General features: G+C 57.4%; 18 protein-coding genes. 13 read left to right on the top strand and 5 right to left on the bottom strand.

Annotated elements, in window-relative coordinates; all coding sequences use genetic code 11:
• Positions 1–47: 47 nt before the first annotated feature.
• Positions 48–2,192, bottom strand: a complete 2,145-nt coding sequence (gene dinG, locus NTD86_RS17880; RefSeq protein WP_262204148.1) for an ATP-dependent DNA helicase DinG — start codon at positions 2,190–2,192, stop codon at positions 48–50.
• 98 nt (positions 2,193–2,290) lie between these two features.
• Here dinG and NTD86_RS17875 point away from each other — a divergent pair, with 98 nt between their 5' ends.
• Positions 2,291–2,755, top strand: a complete 465-nt coding sequence (locus NTD86_RS17875; protein WP_262204146.1) for a CopD family protein — start codon at positions 2,291–2,293, stop codon at positions 2,753–2,755.
• A gap of 138 nt (positions 2,756–2,893) precedes the next feature.
• Here the strand turns inward: NTD86_RS17875 and NTD86_RS17870 are convergent, their stop codons facing one another.
• Positions 2,894–3,652, bottom strand: a complete 759-nt coding sequence (locus NTD86_RS17870; protein ID WP_262204144.1) for a collagen-like protein — start codon at positions 3,650–3,652, stop codon at positions 2,894–2,896.
• Positions 3,645–3,923 (bottom strand): DUF1145 domain-containing protein, encoded by a 279-nt coding sequence (locus NTD86_RS17865; protein ID WP_262204143.1) that lies wholly within the window; start codon positions 3,921–3,923, stop codon positions 3,645–3,647. The genes NTD86_RS17870 and NTD86_RS17865 overlap by 8 nt, the downstream gene beginning before the upstream one ends.
• Before the next feature lie 191 nt (positions 3,924–4,114).
• Here NTD86_RS17865 and NTD86_RS17860 point away from each other — a divergent pair, with 191 nt between their 5' ends.
• The 11 genes from NTD86_RS17860 (at position 4,115) to NTD86_RS17810 (ending at position 13,693) form a co-directional block, all read left to right on the top strand.
• Positions 4,115–4,615 carry a DUF6231 family protein gene (locus NTD86_RS17860; protein WP_262204142.1) on the top strand — a complete coding sequence of 167 codons (501 nt, stop codon included), beginning with the start codon at positions 4,115–4,117 and terminating at the stop codon, positions 4,613–4,615.
• A 4-nt stretch (positions 4,616–4,619) separates the two neighbouring features.
• Positions 4,620–5,096, top strand: a complete 477-nt coding sequence (locus NTD86_RS17855; protein ID WP_262204140.1) for a YchJ family protein — start codon at positions 4,620–4,622, stop codon at positions 5,094–5,096.
• A gap of 14 nt (positions 5,097–5,110) precedes the next feature.
• Complete coding sequence (locus NTD86_RS17850) at positions 5,111–5,596, top strand: LEA type 2 family protein (protein ID WP_262204139.1); 486 nt, start codon at positions 5,111–5,113, stop codon at positions 5,594–5,596.
• 7 nt (positions 5,597–5,603) lie between these two features.
• Entirely contained in the window at positions 5,604–5,801 is a 198-nt protein-coding gene (locus NTD86_RS17845; RefSeq protein ID WP_262204138.1) for an SEC-C metal-binding domain-containing protein, read from the top strand.
• Between the two features lie 164 nt (positions 5,802–5,965).
• Complete coding sequence (locus tag NTD86_RS17840) at positions 5,966–6,607, top strand: glutathione binding-like protein (RefSeq protein WP_262204137.1); 642 nt, start codon at positions 5,966–5,968, stop codon at positions 6,605–6,607.
• A gap of 173 nt (positions 6,608–6,780) precedes the next feature.
• Positions 6,781–9,243 (top strand): penicillin acylase family protein, encoded by a 2,463-nt coding sequence (locus tag NTD86_RS17835; protein WP_262204135.1) that lies wholly within the window; start codon positions 6,781–6,783, stop codon positions 9,241–9,243.
• A 271-nt stretch (positions 9,244–9,514) separates the two neighbouring features.
• Complete coding sequence (locus NTD86_RS17830) at positions 9,515–10,297, top strand: transporter substrate-binding domain-containing protein (protein ID WP_262204134.1); 783 nt, start codon at positions 9,515–9,517, stop codon at positions 10,295–10,297.
• 57 nt (positions 10,298–10,354) lie between these two features.
• Complete coding sequence (locus NTD86_RS17825) at positions 10,355–11,083, top strand: ABC transporter permease (protein WP_262204133.1); 729 nt, start codon at positions 10,355–10,357, stop codon at positions 11,081–11,083.
• Positions 11,080–11,790 (top strand): ABC transporter permease, encoded by a 711-nt coding sequence (locus NTD86_RS17820; protein WP_262204131.1) that lies wholly within the window; start codon positions 11,080–11,082, stop codon positions 11,788–11,790. Before NTD86_RS17825 ends, NTD86_RS17820 begins: the two co-directional genes overlap by 4 nt.
• Positions 11,791–11,799: 9 nt before the next feature.
• On the top strand, positions 11,800–12,921 hold the full coding sequence (locus NTD86_RS17815) for a succinylglutamate desuccinylase/aspartoacylase family protein (RefSeq protein ID WP_262204129.1): 1,122 nt from the start codon (positions 11,800–11,802) through the stop codon (positions 12,919–12,921).
• Positions 12,922–12,928: 7 nt separating this feature from the next.
• Positions 12,929–13,693, top strand: a complete 765-nt coding sequence (locus NTD86_RS17810; protein ID WP_262204501.1) for an ABC transporter ATP-binding protein — start codon at positions 12,929–12,931, stop codon at positions 13,691–13,693.
• A gap of 47 nt (positions 13,694–13,740) precedes the next feature.
• Here NTD86_RS17810 and NTD86_RS17805 read toward each other — a convergent pair whose 3' ends face one another.
• Together NTD86_RS17805 and dcd are read right to left on the bottom strand one after the other, a co-directional pair.
• Positions 13,741–13,941 (bottom strand): hypothetical protein, encoded by a 201-nt coding sequence (locus NTD86_RS17805; protein WP_262204128.1) that lies wholly within the window; start codon positions 13,939–13,941, stop codon positions 13,741–13,743.
• Between the two features lie 92 nt (positions 13,942–14,033).
• Positions 14,034–14,600: a dCTP deaminase gene (gene dcd, locus NTD86_RS17800; protein ID WP_262204127.1), complete on the bottom strand. Its 567-nt coding sequence runs from the start codon at positions 14,598–14,600 to the stop codon at positions 14,034–14,036.
• A 354-nt stretch (positions 14,601–14,954) separates the two neighbouring features.
• Here dcd and NTD86_RS17795 point away from each other — a divergent pair, with 354 nt between their 5' ends.
• Complete coding sequence (locus NTD86_RS17795; RefSeq protein ID WP_002554837.1) at positions 14,955–15,164, top strand: cold-shock protein; 210 nt, start codon at positions 14,955–14,957, stop codon at positions 15,162–15,164.
• The last annotated feature ends 101 nt before the right edge of the window (positions 15,165–15,265 follow it).

The raw sequence follows: 15,265 nt of genomic DNA, 5'->3' as shown, positions 1-15,265 counted from the left end.
CTCACAGCATAGATGACAGCAAGACCGGCGCTTTAACCGGCCTGCACTTATGAAATTTCGCGGCGAAAAGGCGGCAAGGCATTGAGAATCGCCTTGCCATAACGCTGGGTAACCAGCCGCCGATCGAGCAACGTGATGGTGCCGCGATCCTTTTCGGTGCGCAGCAGACGCCCGCACGCCTGCACCAGCTTGAGCGAGGCATCGGGCACCGAAATCTCCATGAAGGGATTGCCACCGCGGGCTTCAATCCACTCGGCCAAGGCCGCTTCCACCGGATCATCGGGCACCGAGAACGGAATTTTGGCGATAACCACGTGTTCGCAGTAAGCGCCGGGCAAATCCACCCCTTCGGCAAAACTGGCCAGGCCGAACAGCACGCTGGAATCCCCGCCATCCACCCGGGCCTTGTGTTTGTTGAGGGTTTCCTGCTTGGACAAGTTGCCCTGGATAAACACTTGCTTGCGCCAGTCACGCTCCAGGCCGTCGAACACGTCCTGCATTTGCTTGCGCGATGAAAACAGCACCAGTGAGCCCCGCGAGCCTTCAACCAGCCCCGGCAGATCGCGGATGATGGCTGCCGTGTGCGCCGTGGCATCACGCGGGTCAGCCTTGAGGTCAGGCACGCGCAACACGCCTGCATCGGCATGATGGAACGGGCTCGGCACAATCGCTGTGACAGCGTTTTTGGGCAGGCCGGCACGCATGCGGAAACGATCGAAGGTGCCCAGCGCAGTCAGCGTGGCTGACGTCACCAGCGCGCCATAAGCCACGTTCCACAAATTGCGACGCAGCATCTCAGCGGCCAGAATCGGGCTGGCATTGACCTCTATATCAAACAGCGAACCGCTTTCAGCCAGGGTTAGCCAGCGCGCCATGGGCGGGTTGTCTTCCGGGTCTTCGGTGGTGAAAGCCGTCCACAGTTCCCAGTTGCCTTGAGCACGCGACAGCAGGCTGCCGAACAGCGGATACCACTCTTCGGCCTGCTGGCTGGAGATACCGATGTTGACCTCGCCCTCCATGCCGTCCTTGAGCAGGTCAGTCAAACGAGTGAACACGTCCGTCAGGCGCGAAAAACCCTTCTTCAGTTCAATACCCATTTCACGCAGGTGGTCAGGGATGACCCCGCCGACAAAGCGATGACGCGGGCGCTCACGGCCTTCTGGTTCTTCGCCGACCTTGAAGTCAGCGATTTGCTCACAGGCGCTGAACATGAACTGTTGCTGGCCCTTGATCTCTTTTGTGAGCTCCGGGACTTGCTCCAACAGCCGCCCCAGGTCGCCCGGCAACGGGTGCTGGGCGAGTAATTTAGTGAGGTTTTTACCGGTTTGCTCCAGCCAGTCGGCGGTCGAGCGCAAACGCGTGTAGTGGGCAAAGTGGCCAATGGCCTTGTCGGGCAAGTGGTGACCTTCGTCGAAGACATAGAGCGTGTCTTTTGGGTCAGGCAGAACGGCACCGCCGCCCAAGGCCAGGTCGGCCAACACCATGTCATGGTTGGTCACGATCACATCGACCTTGCCCATGCCTTCGCGGGCCTTGTAGAAGGCGCACTGGCCGAAGTTCGGGCAATGGCGGCTGGTGCATTGGCTGTGGTCAGTGGTCAGTCGCGCCCAGTCATGGTCTTCCAGCGCTTGAGGCCAACTGTCACGGTCGCCGTCCCATTTATTGCCGGCCAGCTTTTCGATCATGCTGGTGAACAGTTTTTGGCTGGCTTCATCGACTTCGATTTTGAAACCTTCTTCCTCAAACAACTGCGCGGTCGCAGTTTGCGCGTGACCTTCCTGCAGCAGCATGTCGAGTTTGGACAGGCACATGTAGCGCCCGCGCCCCTTGGCCAAAGCAAAGCTGAAGTTCAGCCCACTGTTGCGCATCAGGTCCGGCAGGTCTTTGTAGACAATTTGCTCTTGCAGGGCGACGGTCGCCGTGGCGATCACCAGACGCTTGCCGGCCGCCTTGGCGGTCGGAATGGCCGCCATGCTGTAAGCCACGGTTTTACCGGTACCGGTGCCGGCTTCAACGGCAACCACCGCCGGCTCGCCGGTGCGGTGGTTCTCTTCGTCGGTATCGATATCGCCCAGCACTTTGGCCACTTCAGCAATCATCAGACGCTGGCCATAGCGCGGCTTGAGGCTCTTGGCTTCGAGAAAACGCGAATAAGCGCCCTGGATCTGGGATTTGAGTTCGGTACTAATCATGGTTCTTCGGGCGCGAGAAACGCTGGATAAATTTTCAGTGGTTCGAATGGCCGCTATCATACCCCGCTAATTGATCCTGCGCCGAACGGAGTACCCCAATGACCACCTTTGCTGTTGCTTACAGCCTGCATTTACTGGCTGCCCTGATCTGGGTGGGCGGGATGTTTTTCGCCTGGATGATCCTGCGCCCCGCTGCTATGACGGCCCTTGAAGGCCCAGCCCGATTAAAACTGTGGGTTGAAGTGTTCCAGCGTTTTTTTGCCTGGGTGTGGGTCGCGGTGGTGATTTTGCCGATAAGCGGTGTTGGTCTGTTGCAACTGCGTTTCAACGGTTTTGAAACGGCGCCACGCTATGTGCAGATCATGATGGGCTTGTACATCGTCATGGTGGCGCTGTTTATCCGCATCCAAGCGCTGCAACTGCCAGAGTTGCGCAAAGCCGTCCAAGAGCAGCAATGGCCGGCAGGCGCAGCGGTAATGGGGCGGATTCGACGCCTGGTCGGGTGCAACCTGCTGATCGGGCTGGCGCTGGTGGCGATTGCCGGTGCGCGCCCGATGTTTTGAAGGGTTTACTGAAGCTGCGTCTTCGACGCCGCGCTGTCGCGCAGCAAACGGGCGGAATCTCGTGCTTTCCCTAGTCGGTGCCCTCTCCTTCGGGAGAGGGGCTCTTGGACCGGTGCGGGCGCGTTCCTGCTGAGGCGGTTACAAGCGCTGGATGCTTACAGCACCCGCAGGCCCTGCTTCACCTGGTTGCCCGGCCTGCCCCGGACGACCGGCTTTACCGCCATCGGTGCGGTAAACAATGCAGCCCTTGGACTTGCCGCCCGCGCCTGGCCGGCCGGCTGCGCCAGGTTTGCCACCAGCGCCGCCGTCAACCAACACTTTAATCTGCTCATCGGGGAAGTCTCGCGGCAGTTCAACCCGCACCCGTGCGCCAGCAGCACCCTGATGCCCATTGCCGCCGTCGTCTCCATTAGCCCCCGCACCGGCCGCTCCCCAGGTGCAGCCCGGCTCGGCACCATTGCCACCATCCAGTCCGGCAAATCCTGGCGCGCCAGTGCCGCCACGGGCGTCGATGGCGAGTTGATCGGCTTGCAGTGCCTGGATTTTCAGATTGAGGTCACGCGCAGGTTTGGCTGGTTTTTCAAAGGTCCCCGGCGCACCCCGCGTGCTGATCTGGCTACCTTGATCGAGTACCGCGTACCCCACGCTCAAGTCGATCCCATGGTCGGCAGGCACAATGACAATGCGCGACTCATGCCCCAGGTGCAGTTGATCAATATCAACCTGGCTGACGCTCGCCGGAATCAGCAAAGTGCCGTAGTCCGCTACATCGAGTTTTTCGAGTTTCAGGACGGACACATTCGCGGGCAGCCGTACCATCGAGTTGGCATCGACCTGTACCACTTCGGCTTGTGCGAGAGGGCTGCAAAGGGCAGCCATTAACCATAACTTACGCATGACTGTTGCCTTGTCCGGAGGATTTAGGGAGGGTTTGTACGTGCAGAATGCCCACGAGAAGGATGTACAGGCGGTCACGCCAAGGATGTGGGCGCCCTTGCAAGCTGCTGTTAAATAGCAACAGTTCAAGCAAATGGGTCAAAAATAACAGGCTACCTGCCAGGTTGATCAGCAGATCGAACGGGTTGCTCAAGGGTTTGAAGATATTGATCACCACGACCACCCAGAACAACAACGTCAGCACCTTCCCCAGTCCCCAAAGCACCTTCATGTAACAGCCCTATCTATGTTTTTCTTTAAGTGAACATTAACGGCTAGCAGGATAGCCGCGCCAGAGGCGCCTGCAAAAATACATCAATGTGCCACCCTCGCCCCCATCGGCAGCCGATTTGCCGCAAAGACGCGGCGTGCAATGAAACGCCCAGGCACGCTAGTCTTGAGCGCTATGATCGAGGACATGAAATGACGACCCCTGTTTTTTCCGCACGAACACCTCAACAAGCCTTGGCCGCGTTGCTTGACAGCTATGCACCTGAACGCCTGCTGGTAGTCGGCGCCAGCCATTTCCCTGCATTGGAGGCCTATAAAGAGGCGCATCCTGACGTACATGTTGCCCAGGCCAAACCTGGCGCACTGCCCGAGGCGCTGGCCGGGCAACGTTTCGATCTCGCCCTGGCAGTCGATTGCCTGGAACATTTATCCAAACGCGAAGGTCTGGAGTTACTGGGCGGGATTCGCAATCTGAATGCCAGCCGCATGGCCGTGCTGGCGGACCTGGCCGCCTGTGAATGGAAAGAAACGGATTTTTTCGCACTTGCGCTACAAAACAATGAACGTTTTCAACGTGACGAACAGATATTGACGCTCTTTACTTACGACTTACGCGAATACAAACAAGTCCCCGACTGGCTGAACGCCAGGTTTTGGGCCAACCCGGAAAATTTTGGCAAGTATTGGTGGTAAGCCGATGAGTACATCCATATGCCCGTGCGGCAGCGGCAATTTGCTTAACGCCTGCTGCGGGCTTTATCACAGTGGACACCCGGCTCCCAGCGCCGAAACACTCATGCGCTCACGCTATAGCGCCTACGTCCTGGGGCTGATCGACTATCTGGTCGAGACGACGCTGCCTGTGCAACAGTCCGGGCTCGACCGCAGTTCTATTGAACAGTGGAGCGCGCAAAGCACCTGGCTGGGCCTTGATGTTGAAAGCAATGAGGTGTTTGGTGGTCAGCCTGAGCATGCCTTTGTGACCTTTACTGCGCGCTGGCATGACGCTAGCGGCGAACACAGCCACCGGGAACGCTCTTCTTTTGTACAGAACAAGGGACGTTGGTACTTCATCGATCCTACGGTGCCACTCAAGGTCGGACGCAATGATGCCTGCCCTTGCACCAGCGGGCAGAAATTCAAAAAATGCTGCGCGGGTTTTTTCGGCCACTAAGCCGGGAGTAAAGAATGGATTCTAAAACTCGCTTAAACACAACCCTCGTGCTGGTCATGCTGCTGGCACTGTCGGGATGTGCATCGTGGTTCAACGCTGATGACAAAGACCCGCAAGTGCATTTGGAGCGGATCGAACTGGTTCGGGCCAAACTGCTTGAGCAACGCTTCAAGCTGCATTTCAGAATCGACAACCCGAATGACTCGACCCTCACAGTGCGCGGCCTGGTCTACACCGTTTACGTGGGGTCGATCAAAATGACCGAAGGTGAATACAGCCACTGGTTCAGTGTCGAGCCCAATAGCCACGCCGATCTGGTGGTGCCAGTGCGCACCAACTTGTGGCAACACATGCGCCCGTTGATCAAATTGCTCGAAACCCCCGATCAGCCTATCCCCTATCGCCTCGAGGGTACGCTGCAGACCGGCCTGTTCTTCGGTTACGACGTGCACGTGGTGCGTAAAGGCGAGATAATCCCCGGCGATTTAATTCCAGAGTGATTGAGTAATGACCCAGCAACCCCACGTTCATGGCCCTGACTGCAACCACGATCATGACCATCATCACGATCACGGTCATGTACATGGCCCAAACTGCGGCCACGCCCCTCAAGAGCCCGTGCGTAACGCCTTGAAAGACGTTGGCCGCAACGACGCTTGCCCGTGTGGCAGCAACAAGAAGTTCAAGAAGTGCCACGGCGCCTGATATTTCAGAGCGCCCCAAACACGCCGCACCTGCCTTGAGCACGTGCGGCGTGTTTGTTTAAGGGCTCGCGTAAACATTTTGTAACCGAGGGGCCAATGGGAGTAAAACTGGCAGTTCGCAGAGATCCGCGACTGCTGTGTGAATCTTTCCCTCTGGAGCCCTTCATGATCGATTTTTATTACTGGACTACGCCAAATGGCCACAAAATCTCCCTCTTCCTTGAGGAGACGGGCCTGGCGTACACGATTCACCCGGTAAATATTGGTAAAAACGAACAGTTCGAACCCTCTTTTTTGAAGATCGCCCCGAACAACCGCATCCCGGCCATTGTCGACCACCAACCGGCAGATGGCGGTGAACCGCTGTCGCTGTTCGAGTCGGGCGCCATCTTGTTGTACCTCGCGGAAAAAACCGGCCAGTTCCTGCCCCAAGACCTGCGGGGTCGCCAGCTAGCCCTGCAATGGCTGTTCTGGCAGATGGGCGGCCTGGGGCCAATGGCGGGACAAAATCACCACTTCAACCGTTTTGCGCCCGAAAAAGTCCCGTACGCCATCAAGCGTTACACCGACGAAACCGCTCGTCTGTACGGGGTACTGAACCGTCAGCTGGAAGGTCGTCAATTTGTGGCCGGCGACGAATACAGCATTGCGGATATGGCGATTTACCCCTGGATCGTGCCGCACGAGTACCAACTTCAAAACCTGGATGATTTCCCGGCGCTCAAGGGCTGGTTCTTGCGGATCAAGGCGCGCCCGGCAACCGAGCGCGCGTATGCGCTGGTGAACACGGTCAATCCGCCGAAATAGCCCTCTATCTGCAGGAGGCGGCTTGCCTCGAGGTCTTTTAAAAATCAAAAGATCCCAAGGCAAGCGTGTGCCTGCGAATAGCCCATCGCCGCACCATAGATAGCGCTTGCGCAGTGTCATCGGCCTCACTAACGTAGCGCCTTTCGATGACATTCCCCCGCAGGAGCTTTGCCATGGCCTCGCCAGCCCTCACTCATTTTCTACCCCGGTTCGGCGTTGCCGCGGCAATGGTCAGCCTGCTGGGCCTGTCCGGTTGCCAGTTAAACTCACTGTCCAGTGAAAGCCTGATTCCTACGTCGGGTGTGCAGCCACTCAAGGGCTTGGCGCAGAATGTCTCGGTGCGCCGCAACAGCCAGGGCATCCCGCTGATCGAAAGCAGCAGTTTTCATGATGCCTTGTTCACCTTGGGCTACGTCCACGCTGGCGACCGTATCAGCCAAATGGTTCGCCTGCGGTTACTGGCCCAAGGCCGCTTGGCCGAGCTGGAGGGTGCCGACGCACTCGACACCGACCGTTTGATGCGCAGCATCAATCTGAAAAGAACCGCCGACGAGCTCTATAAGAGTTCATCGCCACGCCTTAAAAAGTTCTTTGAAGTCTATGCCCGCGGGGTCAACGCGTATCTGTTCCGCTACCGCGACAAGCTCCCTGCCGATCTGGCGCAAGCGGGCTATCGGGCCGAATACTGGAAACCTGAAGACTCGGCGCTGATTTTTAGCCTGTTGAACTTCTCGACCTCGGTCAACTTGCAAGAAGAGCTCAATACCCTGGTACTGGCACAAAAAGTCGGTGCTAGCCAACTGCCATGGCTGACGCCGACCTACCCCAATGAGCAACTGCCCACCGGCGAAGCTGCAAAACTCAACGGCCTGAACCTGGCCAGCCAGTTGCCAGGCTTGAATGGCGTGACGCATGCCTTGGAGCGAGTAACAGAGCTCAATCTGCCCGGGGTCACGGCGTCCAGTGACTGGGCCATTGGCCCGCAACGTAGTCGCAGTGGCAAAAGTTTGCTGGCCAACGATATTCACCAGCCGATCGGCGTGCCCTCTGCCTGGAACTACGTGCAGATCCGCGCCCCCAAATACCAGGCCGCGGGCGCGTCGATTGCGGGCTTGCCGACTCTGTTTGCCGGTTTCAACGGCAAAGTCGCGTGGGGCATGAGCATGGCCATGGGCGACAACCAAGATGTGTTCATCGAGAAACTCAAGCGCCAGGGCAACAGCCTCTACTACCTGGCTGACGGAAAATGGCTGCCCGCCACGGTGCGCAACGAAACCTTTTTCGTCAAAGGTCAGCGCCCGATTCGCGAAGCCATTTACGAAACACGCCACGGCCCTCTGTTGAACAGTGTCGTAGGTTCGACCACCGCGTTGAACAGCAGCCTCGGGTTGGCCCTGCAAACGCCGGACTTCAAGGGCGACAAAACCCTAGATGCGTTCTTCGACCTGTCTCGCGCGCAAAACAGTGAAAGTGCGTCGGACGCGAGCCGCGAAATCCGTGCGATTGCGCTGAATCTCTTGTACGCAGACGCCAACCATATCGGCTGGCAAGTCACGGGCCTGTACCCGAATCGCCGCGACGGCCTGGGCCTGTACCCGTCGCCGGGCTGGGACAGCCGCTACGACTGGGACGGATACGCCGACGCCATGCTGCACCCCTACGATCAGGACCCGGCGCAAGGCTGGCTGGGCACGGCGAACCAACGCACGGCCGCCTACGGCTACGGCATGCAATTGTCCAACTCGTGGCTCTCGCCTGAGCGCAGCGAGCGCATCGCCCAATTGGCGGGCAGCGGCAAGCAGGATGCGCGTAGCCTGATCGCCATGCAGTACGACCAGACCACGTTGTTTGCCGGCAAACTCAAAACCATGTTCAGCGCACCGGGCATGGCCCAGCCGCTGAAACACGCCATCGCCGCCTTGCCTGCCGCAGACCAGGCCAAGGCCAACGAAGCCTTGAGCCGCCTGATGACCTTTGATGGCAAACTCAGCCCGACCTCTGCCGATGCAGCGTTGTACGAGCTGTTCTTGCAAGAGAGCGCCAAACAAATCTTCCTCGGCAAACTGGGCCCGGAGTCCGGGGATACCTGGAAAGCCTTTATCGCCAACAGCAACTTGTCGTACTCGGCCGTTAGCGACCATTTGCTGGGGCGCGAAGACAGTCCGTTCTGGGGTGACAGCCGCACCGCACCAAAAGATGACAAGCCCGCCATTCTGGCCCGCAGCCTGGCCGCAGCCATTACCGCCGGCGACAGCCTGATGGGCAGCGATCACCGTGCATGGCAATGGGGCAAACTGCACCACTACCTGTGGCGCAATACCCATGGCCAGACCGTGCGCGGGCCGATTGCGGCGGGCGGCGACCACACCACCCTCAACATGGCGGCCTACTCCATCGCCAGCAACAGCTTTGCGACCACGGTGGTGCCGGCCATGCGCATGATCGTCGACTTCGGGCAAAACGAACCGATGATGGGTCAAAACAGCACCGGGCAATCCAGCAACCCGGCCAGCCCGCATTACACGGATGGCATTGACCCATGGCTCAAGGGTCAATACATGAGTTTCCCGATGCAGCCGCAGAACTTTGACAGCGTGTACGGCAAGACGCGCCTCACGTTGGTTCCCGGCAAATAAACGCACTGTCGGTGTGAAGGAACTGCCGCAGGCTGGATCTTTTGATGGCTAAAGATCCAGCCTTCGGTAGCCCCTTCTGGTTGCATCGAAGCGGGTATGCAAACCCACGCACTGTTATGGCTCGCGCCTGTATGAGCGCTCTTTTGTCGTGCAGGCCTGTCGCTTAATAACCGCCCATCAGCTTCAAATCCCCCTGCATCCCTAAGTGGTTCGGTTATTGCTTCGTCTCTGACGTCGTTACGCTCCAGCAACCGCTAATAGGGATTGAAAAATGAAAAAAGCATTTCTGGCCCTTTCTGCACTGACGCTATGCATGGCTGCGGGTTCTGTTCTGGCCAAGGATTACAAAGAGCTGCGTTTCGGCGTAGATCCGTCCTATGCACCCTTTGAGTCCAAGGCCGCTGACGGCAGCCTGGTGGGCTTTGACATCGATTTGGGCAACGCCATCTGCGCCGAGCTGAAAGTGAAGTGCAAATGGGTCGAATCCGACTTTGACGGCATGATCCCAGGGCTTAAAGCCAACAAGTTCGACGGTGTGATCTCGTCGATGACCGTCACGCCAACCCGTGAAAAAGCCATCGACTTTTCTAATGAGCTGTTCTCGGGCCCCACCTCGCTGGTGTACAAAAAAGGCTCCGGATTAAGCGCCGATACGGCCTCGCTCCAAGGCAAAACAGTGGGCTATGAACAAGGCACCATCCAGGAAGCCTACGCCAAGGCGGTGCTGGATAAAGCCGGGGTAAAAACACAAGCCTATGCCAACCAGGATCAGGTCTATGCCGACTTGGTTTCAGGTCGTCTCGACGCCTCGGTGCAGGACATGCTGCAGGCCGAGTTGGGTTTCCTGAAGTCGCCGCAGGGCGTGGGTTACGAAATCAGCGCACCGATTGACGATCCGCTGCTGCCGTCAAAAACCGCGGTGGGTATTAAGAAAGGTAACCAAGTGCTACAGACCCTGCTGAACAAGGGTATCAAAGCGTTACATGACGACGGCACCTACGCCAAAATCCAGCAAAAGCACTTCGGCGACCTCAATCTCTACAGCGGCAAATAACGCTCCGGCACCCACGTACGCGTGGGTGCTTTTTTAGATGCCTTGGGTTCGACTGTCATGCTTGAAAATCTCATACAGAACCTTGGACTTTCTGCCCTCAGCCTGAAGGGATTTGGCCCCTTATTGCTGGAGGGCACGTGGATGACCCTCAAATTATCGGTGCTGTCGCTGGCGGTGAGCGTGGTACTCGGACTGCTCGGCGCCAGCGCCAAACTCTCCAGCCTGAAACTGCTGCGCCTTCCGGCACAGCTTTACACCACCCTGATTCGCGGTGTGCCGGACCTGGTGCTGATGCTGCTGATTTTTTATAGCCTGCAGACCTGGCTGACCAGCCTTACAGATGCCATGGATTGGGATTACATCGAAATCAACCCGTTTAGCGCAGGGGTGATCACCTTGGGCTTTATCTACGGGGCTTATTTCACCGAAACCTTCCGCGGCGCAATTCTTTCCGTCCCTCGCGGCCAGGTCGAGGCCGCCACCGCTTATGGTCTCAAACGCTGGCAGCGCTTGCGGTTTGTCGTGTTCCCGCAAATGATGCGCTTTGCCTTGCCAGGTATCGGCAACAACTGGATGGTCATGCTCAAAGCCACGGCCCTGGTATCGATCATTGGTTTGGCTGATTTGGTCAAGGCCGCCCAGGATGCGGGCAAAAGCACATATGAACTGTTTTACTTTTTGGTCATCGCCGCCCTCATTTATCTGGCAATCACCAGCGCATCGAATTATGTCTTGCGCCGGCTTGAGCGCCGCTTTGCCCTGGGTGCTCGGGAGGCCGTGCGATGATCGAGTTGTTGCAGGAGTACTGGCGGCCGTTTCTGTACAGTGACGGCCATCAGATCACCGGGCTGGCCATGACCCTGTGGTTGTTGAGCGCCGCGCTGATCATTGGCTTTGTGCTATCCATTCCATTGTCTATCGCCCGGGTTTCGTCACGACGCTGGATTCGTTGGCCCGTGCAGTTCTACACGTATCTGTTTCGAGGGACTCCGCTGTATATCCAGTTACTGATTTGCTACACCGGGATCTACAGCATCGCTGCCGTTCGCGCCCAACCGGTGCTCAATGAGTTCTTTCGCGATGCCATGAATTGCACGATCCTGGCCTTCGCCCTGAACACCTGCGCCTATACCACGGAGATTTTTGCCGGTGCCATTCGCAGCATGGCCCATGGCGAAATCGAAGCGGCCAAAGCCTTTGGCCTGAGTGGCTGGAAACTGTACGCCTACGTCATCATGCCCTCGGCATTACGTCGCTCATTGCCGTTTTACAGCAATGAGGTGATCCTGATGCTGCACTCGACCACCGTGGCGTTTACCGCAACCATCCCTGACGTGTTGAAAGTCGCAAGGGACGCCAACTCGGCGACGTTCTTGACCTTCGAGTCTTTCGGTATCGCAGCCATTATTTATTTGTGCGTGACCTTCATTTTGGTCGGGTTGTTTCGACTGGCGGAGCGCCGCTGGTTAGCCTTTCTCGGCCCAGCTCACTAGGAATTTCATATGCAGCGACATCAAGTCCATCCCTTGCTGGCCCCTGTGCCGGGCACCGATCGACAGATTCACAGCTTCCATTACGGCCCGCCCCGGCCCGAGGGCAAGGTTTACATTCAAGCGTCGCTGCATGCCGATGAATTGCCCGGCATGCTGGTGGCCTGGCACCTGAAAAAACACTTGGCCGAACTGGAATGTGCCGGTCGCCTGCGCAGCGAAATCGTTCTGGTCCCGGTGGCCAACCCGGTGGGGCTTGAACAAGTCGTGATGGACATTCCTTTAGGCCGTTTTGAGCTGGAAAGCGGACAAAACTTTAACCGCAACTTTCTCGATCTGAGCGCCCAGATTGGCGATGAAGTCCAAGGCCTGCTCACCCGCGATCCCGCCGAAAACCGACAGATCATTCGCCAACAGCTGCGCAAAGCCTTGACCGCACAAGTCCCTGCAACACAGTTGCAATCCCAGCGCCTGGCCCTGCAAACGCTGGCATGTGACGCCGATGTGGTGCTGGATCTGCACTGTGACTTTGAAGCCGTGCCCCATGTGTACACCACACCTGAAGCCTGGTCGCAGGTTGAACCGCTGGCGCGTTACCTCGGGTCTCAGGCCAGCCTACTGGCAACCGACTCGGGCGGCCTGTCGTTTGATGAGTGCTTCACCTTAGTGTGGTGGACGTTGCAGCAGCGTTTCGAGGGTACTTTTGACATTCCACAAGGCAGTTTCTCTGTCACCGTAGAGTTGCGCGGTCAGGGCGATGTCAGCCATGCCTTGGCCGAGCAAGACTGTCAGGCGCTGATCAATTACCTGATCACGCTGGGAGCCATTGAAGGCGTCCCCGAACCGCTGCCGGAACTGCTCTACCCCGCCACCCCGCTGGCCGGTGTCGAACCGGTGACTTCAACGACCGGGGGCGTGCTGGTGTTTCACGTCAAACCCGGCGACTACATGAGTGCCGGCCAGTTGGTGGCCGATGTCATTGACCCCATCAGTGACCGGCTCACACCGGTTTACACCACCCGCGCGGGCCTGCTTTACGCCCGCTCGATAAGGCGCATGGCCACCGCCGGCATGGTGATTGCGCATGTCGCCGGGCACGAAGCCTACCGTAGCGGCTACCTTCTCTCTGCTTGAGGTGCGCATGTACAAACTCAGCGTCGACGGATTGCACAAACGCTATGGCGACAACGAAGTCTTGAAAGGCGTGTCGCTGAAGGCCAAGACCGGCGACGTTATTTGCCTGATCGGCGCCAGTGGGTCCGGAAAAAGCACTTTTTTGCGCTGCATCAATTTTCTGGAAACACCCAACGATGGCGCCATCAGCCTTGATGGGAAATTGATTCGCATGGTCAGTGATACACACGGCATGCGGGTCGCTGACGACACTGAGCTACAGCTGCTGCGAACCCGGCTGGCCATGGTGTTTCAGCACTTCAACCTGTGGAGCCATATGACGGTGCTGGAGAACATCACCCTGGCGCCGCATCGAGTGCTGGGGGTCAGCAAAAAGGAGGCCGAAGAACGAGCGAAACGCTATCTGGACAAAGTGGGCCTGCCTTCACGGGTGGCCGATCAATATCCGGCATTCCTCTCCGGTGGCCAGCAGCAGCGTGTCGCCATTGCCAGGGCGCTGGCGATGGAACCACAAGTGTTACTGTTCGATGAGCCAACATCAGCGCTTGATCCAGAGCTGGTGGGCGAAGTGCTAAAGGTGATTCAGGGGTTGGCCGAAGAAGGTCGCACCATGATTATGGTGACCCACGAGATGAATTTCGCCCGCAAAGTGGCAAGTCAAGTGGTGTTCCTTCACCAGGGATTGATAGAGGAACAAGGGCCGCCGAGCGAGGTTCTGGACAATCCTCAAAGCGAGCGCTTGCGACAGTTTTTGAGCAGTAACCTGAAGTAGCGCATATTCGTGTAGCTGCTGACACTGCAGCAGCTACGGGCGGTGTCTCACGCTACAGGCGCAGGCGGCGCTTCATCCGGCAGTGTCGGCACGCCAGGCTCGGTCGGTTGCGGGGTATCGGGATCAGGCTGGCCGGGGATGCCACCTGCATGCAACTGGGGAAACGCGAGTAAGGACCAGGCCAATAATCCAACCTGGTTTGGCTCAAGGTTTGCCAGTTTGGCGCGGATACTCGGATCGATCTTCATGGGGCACTCCTGAGCGATGTCCGGTTCGCTGAGGTGCGAAACCGGAATACATTCAATAGAGTGCTTTTTCGCTGAGAAATTCCTGCTGTTCGTCAGGTACGTGGCAAAGTCACACCACGCTGGCCCTGGTATTTGCCGCCGCGATCCTTGTAAGACACTTCGCATTCTTCATCAGATTCGAAGAACAGCATCTGTGCCACACCTTCGTTTGCGTAGATTTTGGCCGGCAGCGTAGTGGTGTTCGAGAACTCCAGCGTCACGTGGCCTTCCCACTCAGGCTCAAGCGGCGTCACGTTTACGATGATGCCGCAACGTGCGTAGGTGCTTTTACCCAGGCAGATGGTCAATACGTTGCGTGGAATGCGGAAGTACTCAACCGTACGCGCCAGGGCGAAGGAGTTAGGCGGAATAATGCACACATCGCTGGTGACATCGACAAAGCTGCCCTCATCGAAGTTTTTCGGATCGACGGTAGCCGAATTGATGTTGGTAAACACCTTGAATTCATTGGCACAGCGGACGTCATAGCCGTAGCTCGACACACCGTAGGAGATCAGACGATCAGGTCCCTCGCCGCGCACCTGGCGCTCGACGAAAGGTTCGATCATCCCGTGCTCTTGCGCCATGCGGCGAATCCACTTGTCTGATTTGATGCTCATGGCGGGGGTGTCCTGAATAGCGAGGTGGAAAAATTCTGTTCGGCATCTTACCGGGGCTGGGGTTTGGGTTCAAAGGCTGGGGGAAAAATCTTGGAAATAGCCGTAGGCGCACTGAATACAGGCTGTACAGACAGCCATCAGTCACGTTTTTCGAGAAACCTTCGCAAAGACCCTTTGCACGTTCCGGAAAAAGGGTTAAGGTGGCGTCACTGTGCTGCTTGTGTCACTGAGAATCTCTACACGATATGTTGAATTTCGATCCAACCATCTCCAAGAATTTTTCCTGCTCTTTGCACTCAGTCTCGGCCAGGGCTCTTCCTGTGTCGCAGTTATCTTTGTTCAAGGAGTTACACCATGTCTAATCGCCAAACTGGTACCGTTAAGTGGTTCAACGATGAAAAAGGCTTCGGCTTCATCACTCCACAATCCGGTGACGACCTGTTTGTTCACTTCAAAGCTATCCAATCCGACGGCTTCAAAAGCCTGAAAGAAGGCCAACAGGTTTCTTTCATCGCTACTCGCGGTCAGAAAGGCATGCAAGCTGAGGAAGTTCAAGTTATCTAACTTGTACTGATCCAGTAAAAAACCCCGCCCTCAAAAGCGGGGTTTTTTTATGCCCGCCGTTTAAAGAGCTGTAGGAGCGTGGGGGGCGCGCGCTCGTTTTT

Source organism: Pseudomonas sp. 7P_10.2_Bac1 (assembly GCF_025465935.1).
GTDB lineage: Bacteria > Pseudomonadota > Gammaproteobacteria > Pseudomonadales > Pseudomonadaceae > Aquipseudomonas.
The sequence above is the reverse complement of the archived record's forward strand: the minus strand, read 5'-3'. Positions and strand labels throughout refer to the sequence as shown.

Bases quoted from the DNA above. Each gene is read 5' to 3' on its own strand.
- dinG (WP_262204148.1), bottom strand. From the start codon at position 2,192: ATGATTAGTACCGAACTCAAATCCCAGATCCAGGGCGCTTATTCGCGT.
- NTD86_RS17830 (WP_262204134.1), top strand. From the start codon at position 9,515: ATGAAAAAAGCATTTCTGGCCCTTTCTGCACTGACGCTATGCATGGCT.
- NTD86_RS17855 (WP_262204140.1), top strand. From the start codon at position 4,620: ATGAGTACATCCATATGCCCGTGCGGCAGCGGCAATTTGCTTAACGCC.
- dcd (WP_262204127.1), bottom strand. From the start codon at position 14,600: ATGAGCATCAAATCAGACAAGTGGATTCGCCGCATGGCGCAAGAGCAC.
- NTD86_RS17805 (WP_262204128.1), bottom strand. From the start codon at position 13,941: ATGAAGATCGATCCGAGTATCCGCGCCAAACTGGCAAACCTTGAGCCA.
- NTD86_RS17810 (WP_262204501.1), top strand. From the start codon at position 12,929: ATGTACAAACTCAGCGTCGACGGATTGCACAAACGCTATGGCGACAAC.
- NTD86_RS17845 (WP_262204138.1), top strand. From the start codon at position 5,604: ATGACCCAGCAACCCCACGTTCATGGCCCTGACTGCAACCACGATCAT.
- NTD86_RS17835 (WP_262204135.1), top strand. From the start codon at position 6,781: ATGGCCTCGCCAGCCCTCACTCATTTTCTACCCCGGTTCGGCGTTGCC.
- NTD86_RS17840 (WP_262204137.1), top strand. From the start codon at position 5,966: ATGATCGATTTTTATTACTGGACTACGCCAAATGGCCACAAAATCTCC.
- NTD86_RS17825 (WP_262204133.1), top strand. From the start codon at position 10,355: ATGCTTGAAAATCTCATACAGAACCTTGGACTTTCTGCCCTCAGCCTG.
- NTD86_RS17850 (WP_262204139.1), top strand. From the start codon at position 5,111: ATGGATTCTAAAACTCGCTTAAACACAACCCTCGTGCTGGTCATGCTG.
- NTD86_RS17870 (WP_262204144.1), bottom strand. From the start codon at position 3,652: ATGCGTAAGTTATGGTTAATGGCTGCCCTTTGCAGCCCTCTCGCACAA.
- NTD86_RS17795 (WP_002554837.1), top strand. From the start codon at position 14,955: ATGTCTAATCGCCAAACTGGTACCGTTAAGTGGTTCAACGATGAAAAA.
- NTD86_RS17815 (WP_262204129.1), top strand. From the start codon at position 11,800: ATGCAGCGACATCAAGTCCATCCCTTGCTGGCCCCTGTGCCGGGCACC.
- NTD86_RS17865 (WP_262204143.1), bottom strand. From the start codon at position 3,923: ATGAAGGTGCTTTGGGGACTGGGGAAGGTGCTGACGTTGTTGTTCTGG.
- NTD86_RS17860 (WP_262204142.1), top strand. From the start codon at position 4,115: ATGACGACCCCTGTTTTTTCCGCACGAACACCTCAACAAGCCTTGGCC.
- NTD86_RS17875 (WP_262204146.1), top strand. From the start codon at position 2,291: ATGACCACCTTTGCTGTTGCTTACAGCCTGCATTTACTGGCTGCCCTG.
- NTD86_RS17820 (WP_262204131.1), top strand. From the start codon at position 11,080: ATGATCGAGTTGTTGCAGGAGTACTGGCGGCCGTTTCTGTACAGTGAC.